This window comes from Rhizobium phaseoli, from assembly GCF_010668805.1.
Classification (GTDB): domain Bacteria; phylum Pseudomonadota; class Alphaproteobacteria; order Rhizobiales; family Rhizobiaceae; genus Rhizobium; species Rhizobium phaseoli_A.
Genome location: NZ_WUFT01000005.1, coordinates 207,468 through 229,011 on the forward strand (window position 1 = coordinate 207,468; position 21,544 = coordinate 229,011).

Sequence of the window (21,544 nt, forward strand, 5' to 3'; positions counted from 1 at the left end):
ATGGCCACGTATTCGGGTTCCCTTTACCGCCGTCGCCAGATCGGCAGCGCGATTGCGTTGACGTTTTGCGGCCTGGCGACCGTGTTCGGCCTGGTATTTCTGGCCTGGATTCTCTGGACGACGCTGATCCACGGTCTGTCCGCGCTGAGCCCCAGTCTCGTCACCGAAATGACGCCGCCGCCCGGCGAAGACGGCGGCGGTCTCGCCAACGCGTTCATGGGCAGCCTGCTGATGGTCGTGCTGGCTGTCGTCATCGGCACACCGATCGGCGTGCTCGCCGGCACCTATCTGTCGGAGTTCAGCCGCGGCAAAAAGCTCGGCGAGGCAATCCGCTTCGTCAACGATATCCTGCTCTCGGCGCCGTCCATCATCATCGGCCTGTTCGTCTACCAGCTGGTCGTCCGCCCGACATACCGCTTCTCCGGCTTTGCCGGCGGCATCGCGCTCGCCTTCATCTTCCTGCCGGTCGTGGTGCGCACGACCGACGAGATGCTGCGGCTGGTTCCCGATGTCATGCGCGAGGCAGCCTTGTCGCTCGGCATCCCGCGCTGGAAGGTCACGGTCAACGTGCTCTATCGCGCCGCGTCCACCGGCATTCTGACCGGTATTCTCCTTGCGATCGCCCGCATTTCGGGAGAAACCGCGCCGCTCCTCTTCACAGCTCTGAACAACCAGTATTGGAGCCTGGATATGTCGCAGCCGATGGCGAATATTCCCGTCGTCATCTTCCAGTTCGCTATGAGCCCCTATGAGCAATGGCAGAATCTCGCCTGGGCCGGTGCCTTCGTGATGACCGCCGTCGTTTTGATCCTGAGCGTTGTATCGCGCTCCGTCCTCAACCGAAAAGGTGGGAAATGATGCTTCAGTCCGCAGACACGTTCGATCCTGCTGCCAAGTCGGGAAAGCCGCTGGCAAAAGACAAGTTCGCGCTTGAGAAAGTCAATTTCTATTACGGTGACACCCACGCGATCAAGGATGTGAGCCTGAACTTCCCTGAGCGCCGGGTCTCGGCCCTGATCGGTCCGTCCGGCTGCGGCAAGTCTACGCTGCTGCGCATCCTGAACCGCATCTACATGCTCTATCCGAAGATTCGCGCCACCGGCTCGATCAAACTCGACGGCAAGAACATCCTCGACCCGGGCTTCTCGATGAACGAGCTGCGCGCCCGCGTCGGCATGGTGTTCCAGAAGCCCGTGCCGTTCCCGATGTCGATCTATGACAATATCGCCTACGGCATCCGCCACCATGAGCGCCTCAACAAGGCCGACATGGACATCCGCGTCGAGCAGGCGCTGCGTCAGGCCGCTCTGTGGGACGAGGTCAAGGACAAGTTGAAGGGCAGCGGCCTCGGTCTTTCCGGCGGCCAGCAGCAGCGTCTCTGCATTGCTCGCGGTGTGGCGCTGCGCCCGGAAGTCCTGCTCCTCGACGAGCCGACCTCGGCCCTCGATCCGATCTCCACCGCCAAGGTGGAAGAATTGATCGCTCAGCTGAAGGGCGAATTTACCATCGTCATCGTCACCCACAACATGCAGCAGGCAAGCCGCATCTCCGACAACACCGCCTTCATGTATCTTGGCGAGCTCATCGAATACGGCCCGACTGCTGAGATTTTCCAGTCGCCGAAGGTCAAGCGCACTGAAGACTATATCACCGGCCGTTACGGCTGATCTGCGAAGCGGTGGGTCACCACCGCAAATCCAGCCGGTCAAGTCCGTGGAAATGATAGACGTCCTTGACTTCAGGCGTCTTCGCCAACTTCAGGCCGGCAAGCCGCTCGAACAGGATCGGCAGCACGACGTTGAGCTCCAGCCGTGCCAGCGGCGCGCCGATGCAGAAATGGATGCCGGCGCCGAAGGAGAGGTTGGCTGCCTCGTTGCGATCGGGCCGGAAGGCGAGCGGATCGGTGAATTTCGCCGGATCGAGATTGGCGGCAGCGAGGATGAGGCTGACCTTGTCGCCGCGCTGGAAGGCGATGCCGTCGATTTCGGCTGGCTCGAGCGCCCAGCGCTGGAAGATGTGGACGGGCGCGCAGATGCGCAGGGTTTCCTCGACTGTGCGCTCGGTCGTCGCCTCGTCCCGGAAGAGCGCCGCAGGATCCGAGCCGCTGTCGAGGATGATGCGCACGGAGTTGCCGATCTGGTGCACGGTCGCCTCGTGCCCGGCATTGAGCAGCACGATCGTCGTCGAGATCAGCTCCTCCTCCGTGAGATACTGACCCTTGTGCTCAGTGTGGATCATGTGGGTCAGCAGGTCGTCGCGCGGCTCGGCCCGGCGCTCTGCAATCACCGTCTTAACGTAGTCGGAAAATTCCTTCGCCGCCCGTTCGGCCTCGTCCTCCTGCTCGCGCGTGCGGCCGAACATGTACATGCGGACATAGGCGTGCGACCAGGCAAGCAGCTGTGGACCCATCTCCTCCGGAATGCCGATCATCCTGGCGATCATCGTCACCGGGATGATGTCGGCAAAGGCAGAAAGCAGTTCGACCTCACCCTTGTCGGCGAAGCCGTCGATCAGTCGGTTGGCCAGTTCGGCAAGCTCCGGCTTCATCTTCTCGACATGGCGGGAGACGAAGGCGCGGTTGACGAGGGTGCGCAGCCGCGTGTGCTCCGGCGGTTCGAGTTCGAGCAGGGAATAACGTTCCGAGAGATCGAAACTGGCAAGATGCGGCATCGGCTCGACAAGGCCGAGTTCCTCGCGGCTGGCGATATGCAGGATCTGCCGGCCGAAGCGGCGGTCGCGCAGCAGCCCGTTCACATGGTCGTAACCGGTGAAGAACCACTGCTTCTGCTCGCTCCAGTAAAAGGTCGGGCAATGGGCGTGGAGGGCGGCATAGGCGGCATTCGGGTTGCCGTAGAAGGCCGGGTTGCGGGCGTCCAGCGAGACGTGGCGGCTGGCCGGATCGATCGAGAGAAAGGGTGGTATCATCATGCCCGAAGGCTTAGCGGATTTGCCCGGCCTCGGAAAGATGCGGGGTGAGGGCGAGACGCCCGGAATTGACGCGCGCCCAGCCGCGCGCGTCAATCACTTTAAAAGCTGTGCCTAACCCTGGGGATTGATTTCGGTTTTCGGTGTGATACTAGCCGGCCCGCGACAGCGTGCCCATGCGCCGCAGGGCCTCGACCTGGTCGTCGACCGTCGGCACGAGTTCGCCGGCGGTGTTGCTCGGCGTGGCCGGCGCCGGCGCTGCCGCCTCCGCCTCGCCGAAGGTGACGGTGCAGTTGCGGCCGGCGCCCTTTGCCGCGTAGAGCGCCCGGTCGGCGGCCGAGATCAGCTTGTCGGTATTGGCTTCGATCGAGGAGGCGAGCGCAATGCCGATGCTGACCGTGACCGGAACGATTGCCTCTCCGGTGCTGACGGGAAGACGGCAGAATTCGGTGCGGATCGCTTCGGCGATCGCCTCGGCTTCGGTCTGGTCCGTGACCGCGGCGAAGGCTGCGAATTCTTCGCCGCCCATACGGCCGAAGATGTGGTTCGGAATATACTGGCGGGCCATCCGCGCGAATTCGGTCAGCACGGTATCGCCGGACTGGTGGCCGAAACGGTCGTTGACGCGTTTGAAATGGTCGAGATCGAAGAGCATCACTGCGACCTGGCGCTGGTCGTTATGAGCTTTTTCCTGGATGGCGTTGAAATAGCCGAGCAGGCCGCGGCGGTTGAGCACGCCGGTCAGCGAATCGGTCAGGGTGAGGGCGCGCAGATGCCGTTCGGAGCGCTCCATGATCAGCCGGCAGGTGAACGCGAAGGCGATGGTCAGCAGGAAGGCGCTTGCCATGGCCGAGGCGCCGCCGAGATTGGTCGCTTCGATATCGCTCGGCAGCGTCAGCGCCATCGTCAGCGCCGAGCCGAAGCACAGGCAGCCCTGGATGACGAACACGCCCATCAGCTTGACGCGGGTACGCTCGCGGCGCATGTCGCCGGCGGCGACCGCCAGGGCAAGCGCCGTCGCACCCGTCGCCGAAGCGAGATTATAGAGCACCACCCGGTTTGAATAATCGCTGTTGACCCAGGGCAGAAAGACCCCGGCGAGCCAGATCGCCGGCGGCAGCAGCGCCCACCATTCGATCCGTTTTCGGTCCAGCGCCAGAAAACCCGCCACCCAGGCGCTCTGGCCGAGCAGCGCGATGGCATTGCCGATCTCTATGGACAACAGGCTGGGCACCTGGCCGCGCAGCGCGATCATCGCAAAGCCGATACCGGTCAGCAGAAAGCCGATGCCCCAATAGAGGTAGGCCTCGTTCCTGACATTGTGGCGCCAGGCGACGAACAGCACCAGAGCGAGCGTCATCGCCTCCGAACACCAGATGGCGAGACCTGTAGCAATATTGAACACGGCAGCAACCCCTTGCCCGTCGGCCTTATCTGTCGGCCGCTATTTGTTGGCCTGTATCCTTGCTGATGAAGCTCGCCACTTCCTTAATGCTGTTGCGCCGCAGCACGCTTTTGGGCTGATATCTGCCGGTAGGCTTTCTCTAGGGTAAACGTTTATGAGCGCTCTCGAATGAAGTAAGCATTCCTTCATCCTGTCGTCGAGAAAAGCCGGGGGCGAGGCTGCCAGGGCCTCGCCGTTAACAGGCGTTTGGGGGAAAGAGGCTACCAGCTAAGGCCGCTTTGCCCCGCCTTCTTAACGTTATCCTCATGCGTGTCTTGAAGAGGAGGGCAGGGACACTCTATGTAGGGATAGACATTTTCTTTGATTCCCGGCGCGGGCCGGCGAGACGTTGACAAAGGACGCACATGAGAAACCCAGTCGATACCGCAATGGCCCTCGTGCCGATGGTCGTGGAACAGACCAACCGCGGTGAACGCTCCTACGACATCTATTCCCGCCTGTTGAAGGAACGCATCATCTTCCTGACGGGTGCCGTCGAAGACCATATGGCGACGCTCGTCTGCGCCCAGCTTCTCTTCCTCGAGGCCGAAAACCCGAAGAAGGAAATCGCCCTCTACATCAATTCGCCGGGTGGCGTCGTCACCGCCGGCATGGCGATCTACGACACGATGCAGTTCATCAAGCCCGCGGTTTCGACGCTCTGCATCGGCCAGGCCGCCTCCATGGGCTCGCTGTTGCTGGCTGCCGGCCACAAGGACATGCGCTTCGCCACGCCGAATTCCCGCATCATGGTGCATCAGCCCTCGGGCGGCTTCCAGGGACAGGCTTCGGATATCGAGCGCCACGCCCGCGACATCCTCAAGATGAAGCGTCGCCTGAACGAGGTCTATGTCAAGCACACCGGCCGCACCTACGAGGAAGTTGAAAAGACGCTCGATCGTGACCATTTCATGGATGCCGACGAGGCCCAGACTTGGGGCGTGATCGACAAGGTTCTGACCTCGCGCATCGAAATGGAAGGCGAACAGGCCTAGTAATTAATAGGGATGGTGTTTTCGTCGCCACAGTTCTATCCCATTTGTGATTGAACAAGGGCTTTCAACAGGCGACGAAGACGCTAATAGTAACTATTAATGCTATGTTGAATTTTTATGACATAGCATTCGGCATTCGAAGGGGATTCGTTGCCGCCGGGACCCGGACATGATTGTTGGGCCTGGTTCGTAGCCCCTGAAGCCCTTCTCGGCAAAGGCTCCGGAAACGGAGTGCCGCCAGGAGCTGATAGAGTGGACCGCGATTTCGCCTTGAAATGCGGCGTGCTGGAAGGAAAGTGAAATGAGCAAGGTCAGCGGCAGCAACGGCGGCGACTCCAAGAACACACTCTATTGTTCGTTCTGCGGAAAGAGCCAGCACGAAGTCCGGAAACTGATTGCCGGACCGACCGTCTTCATCTGCGATGAATGCGTCGAACTGTGCATGGACATCATCCGCGAGGAGAACAAGTCCTCGATGGTCAAGTCCCGCGACGGCGTTCCGACGCCCCAGGACATCATCAAGGTCCTCGACGAATATGTCATCGGCCAGCGGCAGGCGAAGAAGATCCTGTCGGTCGCCGTTCACAACCATTACAAGCGCCTGGCGCACGCCTCCAAGAACGGCGAAGTCGAGCTGGCGAAGTCGAATATCATGCTCGTCGGCCCGACCGGCTGCGGCAAGACCTATCTTGCCCAGACGCTCGCCCGCATCATCGACGTTCCCTTCACCATGGCCGATGCGACGACGCTGACCGAGGCCGGCTATGTCGGCGAGGATGTCGAAAACATCATTCTGAAGCTGCTGCAATCGGCCGACTACAATGTCGAGCGTGCGCAGCGCGGCATCGTCTACATCGACGAAGTCGACAAAATTTCGCGCAAGTCCGACAACCCGTCGATCACCCGCGACGTCTCGGGTGAGGGCGTGCAGCAAGCGCTGCTGAAGATCATGGAAGGCACGGTCGCTTCCGTTCCGCCGCAGGGCGGCCGCAAGCACCCGCAGCAGGAATTCCTGCAGGTCGACACGACGAACATCCTGTTCATCTGCGGCGGCGCCTTCGCCGGCCTCGACAAGATCATCTCCGCCCGCGGCGAGAAGACCTCGATCGGCTTCGGCGCCACCGTCAAGGCCCAGGACGACCGCCGTGTCGGCGAAGTCCTGCGCGAACTGGAGCCGGAAGACCTGGTCAAGTTCGGCCTCATCCCGGAGTTCATCGGCCGTCTGCCGGTTCTGGCGACCCTCGAAGATCTCGATGAAGATGCGCTGATCCAGATCCTGTCCGAGCCGAAGAACGCGTTGATCAAACAGTATCAGCGCCTGTTCGAGATGGAAGACGTGGAACTGACCTTCCACGAGGATGCCCTGCGCGAAACCGCCCGCAAGGCGATCGTCCGCAAGACCGGCGCCCGCGGCCTTCGCTCGATCATGGAGAAGATCCTGCTCGACACGATGTTCGAACTGCCGACGCTGGAAGGCGTGCGCGAAGTCGTCATCTCCGAGGAAGTGGTGCGCGGTTCGGCCCGTCCGCTGTACATCTATGCCGATCGTCAGGAAGAAAAGGCCAACGCTTCGGCGTAACCTTTGCGCTTTCGCACGATTATTTTGGGGGCTTGCCATTGGCAGGCCCCTTTCTATTTGAAAAACCATCCGAGGCACTGTTAGTATTTTGCCGGTGGGAACCGGAATTGCCTTTGCCGATGTTGGGATGGGGCCGATGTTGCGCAAGGAAGACTGCTTGGCAATGATGCCGTAATTCCGTAAGCCTATTGTCGGCGTTTGTATTTTAGCCGGGTCGGAAGTGGTAAGCGCCGGTCCAGCCACGCGCTTCATAGTGTCGGTGTTCCGTTGTAATGAAGCTGTCACATCCGGGGAACGCGGGCGTTAGCGTGGCTTGAAAAGCGTAGTCAGAACCTCCACTTGTAGAACCAAGTGAGAGTGCCGGCCGGTCCCAAGCGGCCGCGCAGAGAGCCCGGCAACGGGACGATGGAAAGGACTTAAAAATGACGAAAAAAACGTCTGTAGCGAGCAGCACTGCCTACCCTGTTCTGCCCCTGCGCGACATCGTGGTTTTCCCGCATATGATCGTGCCGCTGTTCGTCGGACGGGAAAAGTCGATCCGTGCGCTCGAAGAGGTCATGGGTTCCGACAAGCAGATCATGCTGGTGACGCAGATCAATGCCAGCGACGACGATCCGGATCCGTCAGCGATCCATAAGGTCGGCACCGTGGCCAACGTGTTGCAGCTGTTGAAGCTGCCCGACGGCACCGTCAAGGTTCTGGTCGAAGGCCGCGCCCGCGCCGAAATCGATACCTATACCAGCCGCGAGGATTTCTATGAGGCGCTCGGCCACGTGCTCGAGGAACCGCATGACGATCCGGTCGAACTGGAAGCCTTGTCGCGTTCGGTCGTCTCCGAATTCGAGAGCTATGTGAAGCTCAACAAGAAGATTTCGCCCGAAGTGGTTGGTGCCGCCAGCCAGATCGACGACTATTCCAAGCTCGCCGATACGGTCGCCTCGCATCTGTCGATCAAGATCACCGAGAAGCAGGAGATGCTGGAAACCACCAGCGTCAAGGCTCGCCTTGAAAAGGCCCTCGGCTTCATGGAAGGCGAGATTTCGGTCCTGCAGGTCGAAAAGCGCATCCGCTCGCGCGTCAAGCGCCAGATGGAGAAGACCCAGCGCGAATACTACCTGAACGAACAGATGAAGGCGATCCAGAAGGAACTCGGCGACGGCGAGGAAGGCCGCGACGAGATGAGCGAGCTGGAAGAGCGCATCTCCAAGACCAAGCTGTCCAAGGAGGCCCGTGAAAAGGCCGATGCGGAGCTGAAGAAGCTGCGCCAGATGAGCCCGATGTCGGCCGAAGCCACCGTCGTGCGCAATTATCTGGACTGGCTGCTCGGCATTCCTTGGGGCAAGAAGTCGAAGATCAAGGCCGATCTCAACAATGCCGAGAAGATCCTCGAAGCCGATCACTTCGGTCTCGACAAGGTCAAGGAGCGCATCGTCGAATATCTTGCCGTGCAGGCTCGCGCCACCAAGATCAAGGGCCCGATCCTCTGCCTCGTTGGCCCTCCGGGTGTCGGCAAGACCTCGCTCGCGCAGTCTATCGCCAAGGCGACCGGCCGTGAGTATGTCCGCATGGCGCTGGGCGGCGTTCGCGACGAAGCCGAAATCCGCGGTCATCGCCGCACCTATATCGGCTCGATGCCCGGCAAGGTCATCCAGTCGATGAAGAAGGCGAAGAAGTCCAACCCGCTGTTCCTGCTCGACGAGATCGACAAGCTCGGACAGGACTATCGCGGCGATCCGTCTTCGGCCCTGCTCGAAGTGCTCGATCCGGCACAGAACTCGACCTTCATGGACCATTATCTGGAAGTCGAATACGACCTGTCGGATGTGATGTTCATCACGACGGCGAATACGCTGAATATCCCGGCGCCGCTGATGGACCGCATGGAGATCATCCGTATCGCCGGCTACACCGAAGATGAAAAGCGTGAGATCGCCAAGCGGCATCTGCTGCCGAAGGCCATCAAGGAACATGCGTTGCAGCCGGAAGAATTCTCGGTCAGCGACGACGCCCTGATGTCCATCAGCCAGCACTACACCCGTGAAGCCGGCGTCCGCAGCTTCGAACGCGAACTGATGAAGCTCGCCCGCAAGGCGGTCACCGAGATCATCAAGGGCAAGACGAAGTCCGTTCATGTGACGGCTGCCAACATCTCCGACTATCTGGGCGTCCCGCGCTTCCGCCATGGCGAAGCCGAAGGCGAGGATCAGGTCGGCGTTGTCACCGGTCTTGCCTGGACGGAAGTGGGCGGCGAGCTTTTGACCATTGAAGGCGTGATGATGCCGGGCAAGGGCCGCATGACGGTCACCGGCAATCTGAAGGAAGTCATGAAGGAATCGATCTCGGCGGCGGCCTCCTATGTCCGCTCGCGCGCTGTCGATTTCGGCATCGAACCGCCGCGCTTCGACAAGAGCGACATCCACGTGCACGTGCCGGAAGGTGCGACGCCAAAGGATGGCCCCTCGGCCGGCGTCGCCATGGCGACCGCGATCGTCTCGATCATGACCGGTATCCCGGTGAACAGGCACGTGGCCATGACCGGTGAAATCACCCTTCGCGGCCGTGTGCTGCCGATCGGCGGTCTCAAGGAAAAGCTGCTCGCAGCGCTTCGCGGCGGCATCAAGAAAGTGCTGATTCCGGAGGAAAACGCCAAGGATCTGGCGGAGATTCCGGATAACGTGAAGAACAGCATGGAAATCATCCCGGTGTCCCGTATGGGCGAGGTGATCAAGCATGCGCTGGTCCGGCGGCCGGAGCCGATCGAATGGGACGGCACGGTGGAAACACCGGTCATCGCATCGGTCGAAGGCCTCGATGAGACGGGCGCCACCATAGCGCATTGAGTGGCCTCGGCCACATTTATGCCCCATTGGCTGAAAAGACGGAAAAAGGCTGGCGAAAACGCCAGCCTTTTTTGTGAAAACGTCATGTAGACGCTTGCTTTTCCTTGATTTGCAGGGCTTTTGGGTTCCCGGCGGGCCTGATGATACCTATTCGGCGCCTAGCTTATATTGAGTCGTTTCGTACCATTTAGAAAGGGGTGGAAACATGAACAAGAATGAACTCGTGTCCGCAGTCGCCGAAAAGGCAGGACTGACGAAGTCTGACGCGGCTTCCGCTGTTGACGCGGTTTTCGACGTTGTCCAGGGTGAACTCAAGAACAAGGGCGACATCCGCCTTGCAGGGTTCGGCAGCTTCACCGTTTCTCATCGTGCCGCATCGAAGGGCCGCAACCCATCGACGGGCGCTGAAGTCGACATTCCGGCTCGCAACGTGCCGAAGTTCACGCCCGGCAAGGGCCTGAAAGACGCCGTCAACGGCTGATCTGAGATTATCCGCCAGCCGTAAACGAGACCGGCTGTGCAGGATTTGGAAAGGGGTTCGGCTTTGCCGGACCCCTTTTGCTTTGGGCCCTTTGCTTTGTCGCCCTTGCCGCCATGCAGGCTTTGATTTACGACAGTTCTGTTCTCAGGGCGGGGTGAAACTCCCCACCGGCGGTAAGGGTCTCGGCCCGAGCCCGCGAGCGCTTTCCCAAGCTGTCGCTTGGGAGGGGTCAGCAGATCCGGTGCGATTCCGGAGCCGACGGTTAAAGTCCGGATGGAAGAGAATGAGTGTCGGCCGTGCGAGGGGCGGGGATCTGCCTTGTCGTTCGAAGCCCGGCCTCATGCGTCCTGATTTGTGCTGGTCCCTGCATAATTCCCTAAATCGGAATCGATTTAGGGAGGAAATTATGCAATTCAAAGTGCTACAGCGTCCCTTGCGCGTCTGAAAGGACGCGCGGCGCTGTAGGTTCTGGATGAAAGACATGAATCAGAATTCTCTTGCGGTCGAGCCGTCCCGCGCCGTTGTCGGTGCACTCTGGATGGTCCTTGCCGGCATCGCCTTTTCGCTTCTCAACGTCGTCACCCAATGGCTGACGATGAAACTTGCCTTTCCCTCGGCCTCGGCAGCCTTCTGGCAATATGGCTTCGCCTTCGCCTTTTCGCTGCCGTTCCTTCGCAGGCTCGGCCTGGCGGCGATGCGCACGCACTATCCCTGGCGTCACCTGGCGCGCGTCGTGCTTGCGGCGCTCGGCGTCGAGGCCTGGGTCGCCGGCCTTGCCGCGGTGCCGATCTGGCAGGCGATCGCACTGGTGATGACCTCGCCCTTCTTCATCATTCTCGGCGCCAGGCTTTTTCTGGGTGAGCGCGTCGGCCCGGCCCGCTGGGCGGCGACCGCAGCCGGTTTCACCGGCGCGATGATCATCCTGCAACCATGGTCGGACGGCTTTGGCTGGGCAGCACTCCTCCCGGTGCTTTCGGCACTGCTCTGGGGCGCCTCCTCGCTGATCACCAAGAGCCTGACGGGCATCGAACGACCGGAGACGATCACCGTCTGGCTGCTCGTTCTGCTGACGCCGATAAACGGCGGGCTGGCGCTTGCGGCAGGCTTTGCAGTGCCGACGGGTGCGACGCTTGCCTTATTCTTACTGGCGGGGCTGCTGACCGCCGCCGCGCAGTATTTCCTGACACTTGCCTATGCCGCAGCGGACGCCGCCTACGTCCAGCCCTTCGACGATCTGAAACTGCCGCTGAATGTACTGGCCGGCTGGCTGTTCTTCGGTTATGCCCCGGCGGGCTACCTCTGGCTCGGTGCAGCTCTCATCCTATCCGCCTCGCTGTTCCTCATGCGAAACGAGATGCGACGAGAGCGGAAACCCGCATGAGGTACGCTGACGCTCTCCCCGGAAAACGGGGAAAGGGGACGTACCATGCGAGAGGTGGGCAGCGAACGGAGAGGTTGCGGCATATCGCCCCGTTTGCGAGGGACGGGTTGAGACCGTGACTCGACCCGTCTGGTGGCGGCAGCCGAAGGAAGGCCGGTCTCGACTTGCCGCAGCCCTGACAAAAAAAGCGACGCTCCAACCCTACCAGCGCTGATGCACATGCGGCGCGATCAGCCGCGTGTAGATCTCGCGTGTTGCGGCCATGACATCGGCAGCAAGCGGCGCCAGATCGGCGGCAGCCGCATTGGCTTTGGCCTGTTCGCCATTGCGGGCGCCGGGGATGACGACAGTGACGGCTTCAGCCATCAGGATCCAGCGCAGCGCAAAGGCCGCCATGGTGGCGCCCTGAGGCACCAGCTTGCGCACCTCTTCCACCGCTTGCAGGCCGACCTCGAAGGGCACGCCGGCAAAGGTTTCGCCGACATCGAAGGCTTCGCCGTTTCGGTTGAAATTGCGGTGGTCGTCGCTGGCAAAGTGGGTATCCCGGGTAATCTTGCCGGAGAGAAGGCCGCTTGCCAGCGGCACGCGGGCAATGATCGCCACGTTCCTGCGGCGCGCTTCCTGGAAGAACAGGTGGTCGGGACGCTGGCGGAAAATATTGTAGATGATCTGGATGCTGACGACGCCAGGATATTCGATCGCCTTCAGCCCGTCCTCGGCCTTTTCGACGCTGACGCCGTAACCCTTGATCTTGCCGGCCGTCTGCAGCGCGTTCAGGTTCTCGAAGACCTCAGGCTGGTAAAACACCTCACGCGGCGGGCAGTGCAACTGCACGAGGTCAAGGCTGTCGACGGCAAGATTCTCAAGGCTGCGGTCGATGAAGCCTTCGAGGTTGACCTTGGTATAACCTTCGGCGACATGCGGGTTGAGCCGGCGGCCGGCCTTGGTGGCGACCATCGGACGCTGGCCGCCGCGCGCCTTCAGCACGTCGGCGATGATCTTTTCCGAGCGGCCGTCGCCATAGACGTCAGCCGTATCGATGAAGGTCATGCCGGCATCGAGTGCGGCGTTGAGCGCCGTGCGTCCATCCGCCTCGCTGATATCGCCCCAGGAGCCGCCGATCTGCCAAGCGCCGAAGCCGACATTGGTGACGGTGAAAGGCATGCGGCCGAAAGCATGGTGTTTCATGAAAAATCCTCCCAATGCATGTTGCCCGGAAGTGTGCAGCGGTTCCGGGACAACGACATGCATAAAAACAAAGGGCTAAAGCGCTTCGCATGAACCAAGTTCAATGCGGCGCGCTTTAGGTGATGAAAGATATTGGCCTATCAGGCGGACAACTATGCGGCAATTGCCGATCCGGCCTTGATTGGTTGCCTCGATGAAATATCGTTCCGCCACAAGGCTTCAACCGCAATGAATGGAAAAAGAAAGATCATGGAGATCAAACCTGCCGGCTCTCGCCCCTCGATGAAGCCGCCTGCCGATTATTTCACCGGCGCGGTCCGTCAGGATCCGCTGATGGAGACGCCCGAACCGGCCCGGATGCGGGCAACCTCGGTCACCTTCGAACCCGGCGCCCGCACCGCCTGGCATACGCATCCGCTCGGCCAGACGCTGATCGTGACTTCTGGCAGGGGCCTCGTTCAGAGCTGGGGCGGTGGGATAAGCGAGATCCGCGCCGGCGACACGGTCTGGTTTTCGCCGGGCGAAAAACATTGGCACGGCGCTGCGGCGGACACGGCGATGACGCACATCGCCATTCACGAGGCGCTGGACGGCAAGCACGTCGACTGGATGGAAAAGGTCAGCGACGCGCAATATTCCGGCGAGGTGTAAGCCCGCTTAGAGCCGCTTCAGGCAATAGGAAAAATGCGCGTGTGATTCGACCGTCAGGAACTCGAATTGCCAGCCGTAATCCTTGCAGAATTTGGTGACCGCCTCGACGACGCCATAGACGATCGGCTTGACCGTATTGCCGGTGCAGAAATCATGCCCGGCAATGCGTCCCGTCCGCTTCACCTTCTTTTCGCAGAGCAGCAGTTCCTGCCAGGTGAGCTCGAAGGAGTGGTCGGTATCGATATAGGCCCAGTCGAGGAAATCGTCGGCAAACTCGGCGAGCTTTTCCAGCGATGTGCCTTGCATCAGATGCAGCCGGCCGGCCTCGATTTCGGCTGCGAAATTCGTATGGATCGCATCGAGCCCGGAGCTGTAGCGATCCATCGACCAGGGATCGATGAGATAGAGCTGCGCCGGGCGATTCTTTTCCAGGATCTCCGCCGTATATTCGCCGAAGGCAGCACCCACCTCGACGCCGATGCCGCCGTTCGGGATGCGGTAGAGCAGCTCGCCGCGATCCGGCAGCAGGCGGGCATTTTCCATATGATGGGCGCTGAGCGGAGTGCGCGGCATGCTCGCCCGGAGCGCCTGCCTGTCTTCACGTGTCTTCATCTCTGATCTCGGGATTGCGGGCGTCTGACGGCCCTGATGCGGTCTGCGGCGAACGTAGGAGCAGCGGACCTCGATGACAACCGCATGACGGGAATTTGCTTCTTTCGAACAAATCGCTAAGTTTCACCTGTGGACTGACGAGAGCCTCGGGAGGAGCGATTTTATGAGACGCATGTGGCCAGAAGAGTTCAACGCCATCATTAAAGGGGCCGAGGAGGTGATGTTGGAATCACCGGCCGAGGCCGGCGAAGCACCGCTGCACCGCAAGGCGCTGAAGGCACGCATCAGCATGGCGGATTACGAGCGGATCTGGCCGCTGGCCGAGATGCGCTTTCGGCTTGGTGAGGAAGCGCTGGAAGGCAAGGCTATCACGCTGATCACCACCAACCCGCACTATCACGCCTGGCACCCGAAGGACGGCGGCAGCGTCGATTCCGTGTCGGACAGCGGCCGCCATTTCAAGACGGATTATATCGTCGTGCACTTCCTGCTCGACGACGTGAAGGAAACATCCCCGGCCTGAGAGGTCTAATCCCGGCACGGGCTGTTAAAGCGCATCGCGTCGAATTTGATTCACGCGACGCGCTTTAGCTTTTTATTTTGATGCATGTCGTATCCCGAAACCGCTGCACACGTCCTGATGACATGCATTCGGCCACACCGGTGTTTTCTGACGCGGAATTGATTCGGACGCCGATGACAACCGCGGCGAAATCGCTAAGTTTGGCGAATATGTTCCTATAAAAATTGGAGATTCCCGTGACGGCGAACGTGTTGGATATTCCTGTGAAAACGGTGGATGGTCGTGAAACCGCGCTCAACGAATACAAGGGCCGCGTGCTCCTGGTCGTCAATGTCGCCTCGAAATGCGGGCTGACTGTTCAATATGAGGGGCTCGAAAAGCTCTATGGCGAAAAGCGCGAACACGGCTTCGTCATTGCCGCTTTCCCCGCCAACGACTTCAAGGGCCAGGAGCCCGGCACCGACGCCGAGATTCTCGATTTCTGCACCAGCACCTACGATGTCACCTTCCCGATCTTCTCGAAGATCTCGGTCAAGGGCGAAGCCCAGCATCCGCTCTACCGGCAACTGACGAAGTCTGGCGTGAAAACGACAGGCGAGGGCCCGATGCGTGAACGGCTGAAGTCCCATGGCCTGGCAGGTGGCGACGAGGACGATATTCTCTGGAATTTCGAAAAATTCCTGATCGGCCGCGACGGCAAAGTCGCCGCCCGCTTCGCGCCTGATGTGACGGCGGATGATTCGCGGCTGGTTTCGGCGGTGGAGAAAGAACTGGCGAAGGGGTGAATGGTCGGCGATGAACCCCAACCGTCACGCTTCTAAAGCGCTTCGCGATCTTTCAGCTTCGCTTCTCGCGCTTTAGTTCTTTGTTTTGCGCATGTCGCTGCCGCAAAACCGCTGCGCACTTTTGCGCGACATGCTTCAGAACGCCACTTCGGGATCCCGAAATTCCCCGCTTCGGGATTCCGAAATCCGCGGCGCTTCGCGAGGCGCCGACAGAAAAAAACATGCAATGATTTCAATCCCGCGACCAATTTCGGGATTCCGAAGGGCTATATAGAGTCTGGTGGGGAGTTCACAGCGAAGGCATTCGACCCTCTGTCGCAGTCAAAAAGCAATGGATGCCGTCGGGCTGGCAAGCGCGAGTGGACCGCGATGATTCGCAAAGACGCTGAAAATCGTCAGATCCCAAGCACGGTCACCAGCGGGGGCGTAAAGTCCTTGAAGCCCACTCTCGGCCAGTCACACCTCCTGTCGAATCGCGTCTTCGGCTCGTGGCGCTCGCATTTCGGATTCGTCTTGAATGCGTATCCGGGCAGGCTGACATATCTGGCGCTTGGCGTGCAAAGGGCGATCGCGATGCACAGCGTCAATGCGGAGCAGAGAGTCCTCATGGCACACCTCCAGGCATTGTAAGCCTTCAAGCGCGGAGATTTCCGGGCGGCGAATTCTCCCACTTTTGCCGGCCCCCATCCATTCGCCCAATAGGAGGTGGCACGGCGGGCCGGGAGTAGTCCGTTTTGGTGGAGTGCTGGTTCAGGCGACGCGCCGCATCCGAAGCTGCCGGGCGCTTCACCTGGATCAGTGGCCAATCGGCATTCCAGATAGGTGACGAAACAATACGGGCGTCTACCTGCGAAGCCTCAACATCAGCCAGCTATTTGACACTTTATGGGAAGAAAAAATGGTGGGCGATGAGAGACTCGAACTCCCGACATCCTCGGTGTAAACGAGGCGCTCTACCAACTGAGCTAATCGCCCATCGCGAGCGAAGCCGGATCGGCCTGCCGCGTTGGTGGCCGTGATCTATGCGGATCGCGGCAAAACCGCAAGAGCGTTTGTGAAGATTTTTTGATTTTTTTGGCAACGCTCCTGTTCCTTGCGGGGCAGGTGGGCGCGGCAAGGCTGTGGATAAAGGGGAGGGGCATGCAGGCTTCGACTGTCCCGGCGGCTTCGATCCGGCCTCGGTGCTGCAGCAGGAAACGGATTTGCCAGCTTTTCCTCCATTCCGCGCGACCTTACCAAAACAATTCAACGGCTGTCATGGTTTTGTCTCCAAACCTGCTTGACACTAAATGGCGAACCCCGTAGTTAGCCGCTCATCGAAACGGGCAGCCGTTTTGGTAAGGATGCGAAGGCATCCGGACTGCTTGAAATGAATTGCGGGTGTAGCTCAGTTGGTTAGAGTGCCGGCCTGTCACGCCGGAGGTCGCGGGTTCGAGCCCCGTCACTCGCGCCATTTCAAGTCTTGTAAAAACGCAAAGCGATTTGTCGTTTGTCCGGTTTTCTTCATCCTCGCGGCCGCAAATGGCCGATCAATGCGCGGGTGTAGCTCAGTCGGTTAGAGTGCCGGCCTGTCACGCCGGAGGTCGCGGGTTCGAGCCCCGTCACTCGCGCCATTCTCTTCATCAAGCCATGCAGTTTCCAGTGGTCAGACATGCAGCTTCACACGGCTTGGGCGGATTTGTCGCGACATCGTTGCATCTGCTTGATAATGTCCGCGCGCCACGCGTCGAATTGCCTCTGTAAATCTCTTGCGCCGGGGCTTCGGCTGCGCTAACCACGGCTTGTTGCAACGCACGTTCGCTTGCCGGGCATTTGCCCAAATGTGCCGTCTGGCGCCTCCGGCAAGCAGGGATGAACATGATGACTGAACTGCTCAGTTCCTATATTCCGATCGCTATCTTCATCGCTATCGCGCTTGTTATCGGCCTGGCGCTGCTTATTGCGCCGTTTGCCGTGGCTTTCAAAGCGCCTGATTCGGAAAAGCTCTCGGCTTACGAATGCGGCTTTAACGCATTCGACGATGCCCGCATGAAATTCGACATCCGCTTCTACCTCGTGTCGATCCTCTTCATCATCTTCGACCTGGAAGTCGCCTTCCTCTTCCCCTGGGCCGTTTCCTTCGGCGCCATCGGCTGGTTCGGCTTCTGGTCCATGATGGTCTTCCTCTTCGTGCTGACCATCGGCTTCATCTATGAATGGAAAAAGGGAGCCCTGGAATGGGAGTAGCCCCTGTGAGCAATCAGCCGCTCGTCGCCCAGCAGCCGACGGGGATCATCGATCCCTCCACAGGCAAGCCGATCGGCAGCAACGACGCATTTTTCGGCGAGATCAACAACGAGCTTGCCGATAAGGGCTTTCTCGTCACCTCGACCGACGAGCTGATCAACTGGGCCCGCACCGGCTCGCTGATGTGGATGACCTTCGGCCTTGCCTGCTGCGCCGTCGAAATGATGCAGCTGTCGATGCCGCGTTATGACGTCGAGCGCTTCGGTTTTGCGCCGCGCGCCTCGCCGCGCCAGTCCGACGTCATGATCGTTGCCGGCACCCTGACCAACAAGATGGCGCCTGCGCTCCGCAAGGTCTACGACCAGATGCCCGAGCCGCGCTACGTCATCTCGATGGGTTCCTGCGCCAATGGCGGCGGTTACTATCACTATTCCTACTCGGTGGTGCGCGGCTGCGACCGCATCGTGCCGATCGACATCTACGTGCCGGGCTGTCCCCCCACGGCGGAGGCGCTGCTTTACGGCGTGCTTCTGCTGCAGAAGAAGATCCGGCGCACCGGCACGATCGAACGCTAAGGGTTGAGGACAAGGCATATGAGTGAAGCCCTGACTGAGCTTGCGTCCTACCTTGGCGAAGCGCGCGGCAATCTGATCGCCGCATCGCAGCTGAAGTATGGCGAGCTGACCCTGACGACGACGGGTGAAAACCTGGTCGCGCTTTTGACCTTCCTGCGTGACGACGCCAAATGCGGTTTCGTCAACCTCATCGATATATGCGGCGTCGACTGGCCGCAGCGCGAGCTGCGTTTCGACGTCGTCTATCACCTGTTGTCGCCGAAGCAGAATGTGCGCATCCGCGTCAAGGTCGCAACCGACGAGGATACCCCGGTTCCCTCGGCCTGCGCCGTCCATCCCGGCGCCGACTGGTTCGAGCGCGAAACCTGGGACATGTACGGCGTGCTCTTCACCGGCCATCCGGACCTGCGCCGCATCCTGACCGACTACGGCTTCGAAGGCCACCCGCTGCGCAAGGACTTCCCGACGACAGGTTTCGTCGAAGTCCGTTACGACGATGCGGCAAAGCGCGTCGTATACGAGCCGGTCGAGCTCAAACAGGAATTCCGCAACTTCGACTTCATGTCGCCTTGGGAAGGTACTGAATACGTGCTGCCAGGCGACGAAAAGGCGAAGCAATAAATTCAAGGCGGCTGGTGGGCTTGTGCCCGCCATTCACTGGTTATCTGAGAACGCGAGCTCATCGCCATGACCGAACATAACGTCCGCAACTTCAACATCAATTTCGGACCGCAGCATCCGGCGGCGCACGGCGTTCTTCGTCTTGTCCTGGAGCTTGACGGCGAAATTGTGGAGCGGGTTGATCCGCATATCGGCCTGCTGCATCGCGGCACCGAGAAGCTGATCGAGACCAAGACCTATCTTCAGGCGGTGCCTTATTTCGATCGGCTCGATTACGTCGCGCCGATGAACCAGGAGCATGCCTATGCGATGGCTGTGGAAAAGCTGCTCGGCATCGACATCCCGATCCGCGGCCAGCTGATTCGCGTCCTCTATTCGGAAATCGGCCGTATTCTCTCGCATCTCTTGAACGTCACGACGCAGGCCATGGACGTCGGGGCGCTGACGCCGCCGCTCTGGGGCTTCGAAGAGCGTGAAAAGCTGATGGTGTTTTATGAGCGCGCCAGCGGTTCGCGCATGCACGCGGCTTACGTCCGTCCGGGCGGCGTCCATCAGGACCTGCCGGAACAGCTCGTTCAGGATATCGGCGACTGGTGCGATCCCTTCCTGAAGGCGCTCGACGATATCGACAATCTGTTGACCGGCAATCGCATCTTCAAGCAGCGCAACGTCGATATCGGCGTCGTGTCGCTGGAGGATTGCTGGGCCTGGGGCTTCTCCGGCGTAATGGTGCGCGGTTCGGGCGCTGCCTGGGATCTGCGTCGCTCCCAGCCCTACGAATGTTATTCCGATCTCGAATTCGATATTCCGATCGGCAAGAACGGCGACAATTATGACCGCTACCTGATCCGCATGATCGAGATGCGCGAATCGGTCCGCATCATGAAGCAGTGCGTCAATCGCCTGCTGTCGGATGCCAAGACCGGTCCTTTCTCGTCGATCGACGGCAAGGTCGTGCCGCCGAAGCGCGGTGAGATGAAGCGCTCGATGGAAGCGCTGATCCACCACTTCAAGCTCTATACCGAAGGCTACCACGTGCCGGCCGGCGAGGTTTACGCCGCCGTCGAGGCGCCGAAGGGCGAGTTCGGCGTCTATCTGGTCTCCGACGGCTCCAACAAGCCGTATCGCTGCAAGATTCGCGCACCGGGTTATGCCCATCTGCAGGCGATGGACTTCATGTGCCGCGGCCACCAGCTTGCCGACGTCGCGGCCGTACTCGGCTCGCTCGACATCGTCTTCGGCGAGGTGGACCGCTGATGCAGCGTCTGCCGCTTGCTGTCGCCCTTTTTCTTGCGGCATCCGGGGTTTCGGCTCAGGAGACCGATACGCTCGGCACGCCGCTCGGTCGTAAGGAAGTGACGCCGCCGGCGGCGCAAACGTCCATGGGCGATCTTTTGTCCAAGGGCTATCAGATCAAGGCTGCCATTCCGAATGGCGGCAAATTCGTAGTGTTTATGCAGAAAGACCAGTCGGCCTATGCCTGCGAAATGCAGTCTTTGACCGCTTCGCGGTGTGGAACCCTAAACTGACAAGGCGTGAGGAAGAATGTCCGTTCGTCGATTAGCCGAAGATCAATTTCAGCCTGCCGCATTCGCTTTCAGCGATGAAAATGCGGTCTGGGCGGACAAGACGATCCAGAAATACCCCGCCGGCCGCCAGCAATCGGCGGTCATCCCGCTATTGATGCGGGCGCAGGAGCAGGATGGCTGGGTCACGCGCGCGGCGATCGAAAAGATCGCCGACATGCTCGATATGGCCTATATCCGGGTGCTCGAGGTCGCGACCTTCTATACGCAGTTCCAGCTGCATCCCGTCGGCACCCGCGCCCATGTCCAGGTCTGCGGCACGACGCCCTGCATGCTGCGCGGCTCGGAAGCGCTGATGTCGGTCTGCAAGAGCAAGATCCATGCCCATGCCTTCGAGCGCAATGCCGAGGGAACGCTGTCCTGGGAAGAGGTCGAATGTCTTGGCGCCTGCGTCAACGCCCCGATGGTGATGATCGGCAAGGACACCTATGAGGACCTTACGCCGGCGCGTCTCGAAGAGATCATCGATACCTTTGCCGCCGGCAACGGCGCGAGCATCAAGCCGGGCACTCAGATCGACCGGGTATACTCCGCCCCTGAAGGCGGCCTGACGTCGCTGACGACGGAAGAGCCAAAGGCGCGAACACGCGCCAAGAAGGCCGATGCCGAAACCGTGTCGGCTCCGGTTGTCGACGCCGCTCCGGTCCCGCCCTCCGAGGCCGCCCGCCCAAAGAGCACCGATGCCGAGACCAATGCCGCGCTGAAGACGCCGGCAACGGCGCCGAAAGCGGCTGCCAGGAATGCCAAGGCAGCCGAGCAGCAGCCGGTTTCCGGCACCGCGGCTGCCGAACCGGCGCCGGCACCCGCCGTCAAGGCCGAAGCCGCCCCGGCGGCAAAGCCAGCACTCACCGACAAGAACCGTCCGGCCGGCATCGAAAAGCCCGCCGCATTGGATGATCTGAAGATGATCTCGGGCGTCGGCCCGAAGATCGAGGCGACGCTGAACGAAATCGGCATCTTTACCTTCTCGCAGGTCGCGGGCTGGAAGAAGGCCGAACGCGAATGGGTCGACGGCTACCTGAACTTCCGCGGCCGCATCGAGCGCGACGACTGGGTCAAGCAGGCCAAGGCGCTCGCCAAGGGCGGCGAAGCGGAATATATCAAGGTCTTCGGCAAGAAGCCGCGGTAAAGA

Annotated in this window: 21 protein-coding genes, 3 tRNA genes and 1 riboswitch; of the genes, 18 read left to right on the top strand and 6 right to left on the bottom strand. The window is 60.5% G+C overall.

The window, feature by feature from the left end:
- Positions 1-858: a phosphate ABC transporter permease PstA gene (gene pstA, locus GR197_RS09865; protein ID WP_164008925.1), complete on the top strand. Its 858-nt coding sequence runs from the start codon at positions 1-3 to the stop codon at positions 856-858.
- Complete coding sequence (pstB, locus tag GR197_RS09870; protein ID WP_164008927.1) at positions 858-1,667, top strand: phosphate ABC transporter ATP-binding protein PstB; 810 nt, start codon at positions 858-860, stop codon at positions 1,665-1,667. The genes pstA and pstB overlap by 1 nt, the downstream gene beginning before the upstream one ends.
- 16 nt (positions 1,668-1,683) lie before the next feature.
- Here the strand turns inward: pstB and GR197_RS09875 are convergent, their stop codons facing one another.
- Both GR197_RS09875 and GR197_RS09880 read right to left on the bottom strand, forming a co-directional pair.
- Positions 1,684-2,928: a cytochrome P450 gene (locus GR197_RS09875; protein WP_164008929.1), complete on the bottom strand. Its 1,245-nt coding sequence runs from the start codon at positions 2,926-2,928 to the stop codon at positions 1,684-1,686.
- Between the two features lie 148 nt (positions 2,929-3,076).
- A complete protein-coding gene (locus tag GR197_RS09880; protein ID WP_164008931.1) occupies positions 3,077-4,330 on the bottom strand; it encodes a diguanylate cyclase in 1,254 nt (417 codons plus the stop codon).
- A 404-nt stretch (positions 4,331-4,734) separates the two neighbouring features.
- Here GR197_RS09880 and clpP point away from each other — a divergent pair, with 404 nt between their 5' ends.
- From clpP to ribN, 5 genes are all read left to right on the top strand, one after another.
- Positions 4,735-5,364: an ATP-dependent Clp endopeptidase proteolytic subunit ClpP gene (clpP, locus tag GR197_RS09885; protein WP_007626207.1), complete on the top strand. Its 630-nt coding sequence runs from the start codon at positions 4,735-4,737 to the stop codon at positions 5,362-5,364.
- A 301-nt stretch (positions 5,365-5,665) separates the two neighbouring features.
- A complete protein-coding gene (gene clpX, locus GR197_RS09890) occupies positions 5,666-6,943 on the top strand; it encodes an ATP-dependent Clp protease ATP-binding subunit ClpX (protein ID WP_007626206.1) in 1,278 nt (425 codons plus the stop codon).
- 422 nt (positions 6,944-7,365) lie between these two features.
- Positions 7,366-9,783: an endopeptidase La gene (lon, locus tag GR197_RS09895; RefSeq protein WP_164008932.1), complete on the top strand. Its 2,418-nt coding sequence runs from the start codon at positions 7,366-7,368 to the stop codon at positions 9,781-9,783.
- A 205-nt stretch (positions 9,784-9,988) separates the two neighbouring features.
- Positions 9,989-10,264 carry a DNA-binding protein HupB gene (gene hupB / locus GR197_RS09900; RefSeq protein ID WP_003573937.1) on the top strand — a complete coding sequence of 92 codons (276 nt, stop codon included), beginning with the start codon at positions 9,989-9,991 and terminating at the stop codon, positions 10,262-10,264.
- A 136-nt stretch (positions 10,265-10,400) separates the two neighbouring features.
- Positions 10,401-10,553, top strand: a riboswitch (FMN riboswitch).
- A gap of 183 nt (positions 10,554-10,736) precedes the next feature.
- The gene (ribN, locus tag GR197_RS09905; protein ID WP_432444199.1) at positions 10,737-11,645 is read left to right on the top strand and encodes a riboflavin transporter RibN; all 909 of its coding nucleotides are present in this window, start codon (positions 10,737-10,739) and stop codon (positions 11,643-11,645) included.
- A 201-nt stretch (positions 11,646-11,846) separates the two neighbouring features.
- Here ribN and GR197_RS09910 read toward each other — a convergent pair whose 3' ends face one another.
- On the bottom strand, positions 11,847-12,833 hold the full coding sequence (locus tag GR197_RS09910) for an aldo/keto reductase (RefSeq protein ID WP_164008936.1): 987 nt from the start codon (positions 12,831-12,833) through the stop codon (positions 11,847-11,849).
- Positions 12,834-13,061: 228 nt separating this feature from the next.
- Between GR197_RS09910 and GR197_RS09915 the strand changes: the two genes are divergently transcribed.
- Positions 13,062-13,484: a (R)-mandelonitrile lyase gene (locus tag GR197_RS09915; protein WP_204330134.1), complete on the top strand. Its 423-nt coding sequence runs from the start codon at positions 13,062-13,064 to the stop codon at positions 13,482-13,484.
- A 6-nt stretch (positions 13,485-13,490) separates the two neighbouring features.
- Here the strand turns inward: GR197_RS09915 and GR197_RS09920 are convergent, their stop codons facing one another.
- Positions 13,491-14,096: a class I SAM-dependent methyltransferase gene (locus GR197_RS09920; protein WP_164008940.1), complete on the bottom strand. Its 606-nt coding sequence runs from the start codon at positions 14,094-14,096 to the stop codon at positions 13,491-13,493.
- Between the two features lie 163 nt (positions 14,097-14,259).
- On the opposite strand from GR197_RS09920, the gene GR197_RS09925 reads away from it, so the two are divergent.
- Both GR197_RS09925 and GR197_RS09930 read left to right on the top strand, forming a co-directional pair.
- Positions 14,260-14,619: a hypothetical protein gene (locus GR197_RS09925; RefSeq protein ID WP_164008941.1), complete on the top strand. Its 360-nt coding sequence runs from the start codon at positions 14,260-14,262 to the stop codon at positions 14,617-14,619.
- A gap of 236 nt (positions 14,620-14,855) precedes the next feature.
- Complete coding sequence (locus tag GR197_RS09930; RefSeq protein WP_164008943.1) at positions 14,856-15,404, top strand: glutathione peroxidase; 549 nt, start codon at positions 14,856-14,858, stop codon at positions 15,402-15,404.
- A 395-nt stretch (positions 15,405-15,799) separates the two neighbouring features.
- Here the strand turns inward: GR197_RS09930 and GR197_RS32735 are convergent, their stop codons facing one another.
- Positions 15,800-16,012: a hypothetical protein gene (locus GR197_RS32735; RefSeq protein ID WP_164008945.1), complete on the bottom strand. Its 213-nt coding sequence runs from the start codon at positions 16,010-16,012 to the stop codon at positions 15,800-15,802.
- 291 nt (positions 16,013-16,303) lie between these two features.
- Positions 16,304-16,379: transfer RNA gene (locus GR197_RS09940), tRNA-Val, on the bottom strand.
- 401 nt (positions 16,380-16,780) lie between these two features.
- Here GR197_RS09940 and GR197_RS09945 point away from each other — a divergent pair.
- The 8 genes from GR197_RS09945 (at position 16,781) to GR197_RS09980 (ending at position 21,541) form a co-directional block, all read left to right on the top strand.
- Positions 16,781-16,857: transfer RNA gene (locus GR197_RS09945), tRNA-Asp, on the top strand.
- An 83-nt stretch (positions 16,858-16,940) separates the two neighbouring features.
- Positions 16,941-17,017, top strand: a tRNA-Asp gene (locus tag GR197_RS09950).
- 247 nt (positions 17,018-17,264) lie between these two features.
- Positions 17,265-17,630, top strand: coding sequence for an NADH-quinone oxidoreductase subunit A (locus tag GR197_RS09955; protein ID WP_007626195.1), 366 nt, complete (start codon positions 17,265-17,267; stop codon positions 17,628-17,630).
- Positions 17,621-18,205: a NuoB/complex I 20 kDa subunit family protein gene (locus GR197_RS09960; protein WP_164008947.1), complete on the top strand. Its 585-nt coding sequence runs from the start codon at positions 17,621-17,623 to the stop codon at positions 18,203-18,205. The genes GR197_RS09955 and GR197_RS09960 overlap by 10 nt, the downstream gene beginning before the upstream one ends.
- 18 nt (positions 18,206-18,223) lie before the next feature.
- Positions 18,224-18,826, top strand: coding sequence for an NADH-quinone oxidoreductase subunit C (locus GR197_RS09965; protein ID WP_164008948.1), 603 nt, complete (start codon positions 18,224-18,226; stop codon positions 18,824-18,826).
- Between the two features lie 66 nt (positions 18,827-18,892).
- Positions 18,893-20,083, top strand: a complete 1,191-nt coding sequence (locus tag GR197_RS09970) for an NADH-quinone oxidoreductase subunit D (protein WP_164008950.1) — start codon at positions 18,893-18,895, stop codon at positions 20,081-20,083.
- Positions 20,083-20,355, top strand: coding sequence for a hypothetical protein (locus GR197_RS09975; RefSeq protein WP_164008952.1), 273 nt, complete (start codon positions 20,083-20,085; stop codon positions 20,353-20,355). The genes GR197_RS09970 and GR197_RS09975 overlap by 1 nt, the downstream gene beginning before the upstream one ends.
- A 16-nt stretch (positions 20,356-20,371) precedes the next feature.
- A complete protein-coding gene (locus GR197_RS09980) occupies positions 20,372-21,541 on the top strand; it encodes an NADH-quinone oxidoreductase subunit E (protein ID WP_164008955.1) in 1,170 nt (389 codons plus the stop codon).
- The last annotated feature ends 3 nt before the right edge of the window (positions 21,542-21,544 follow it).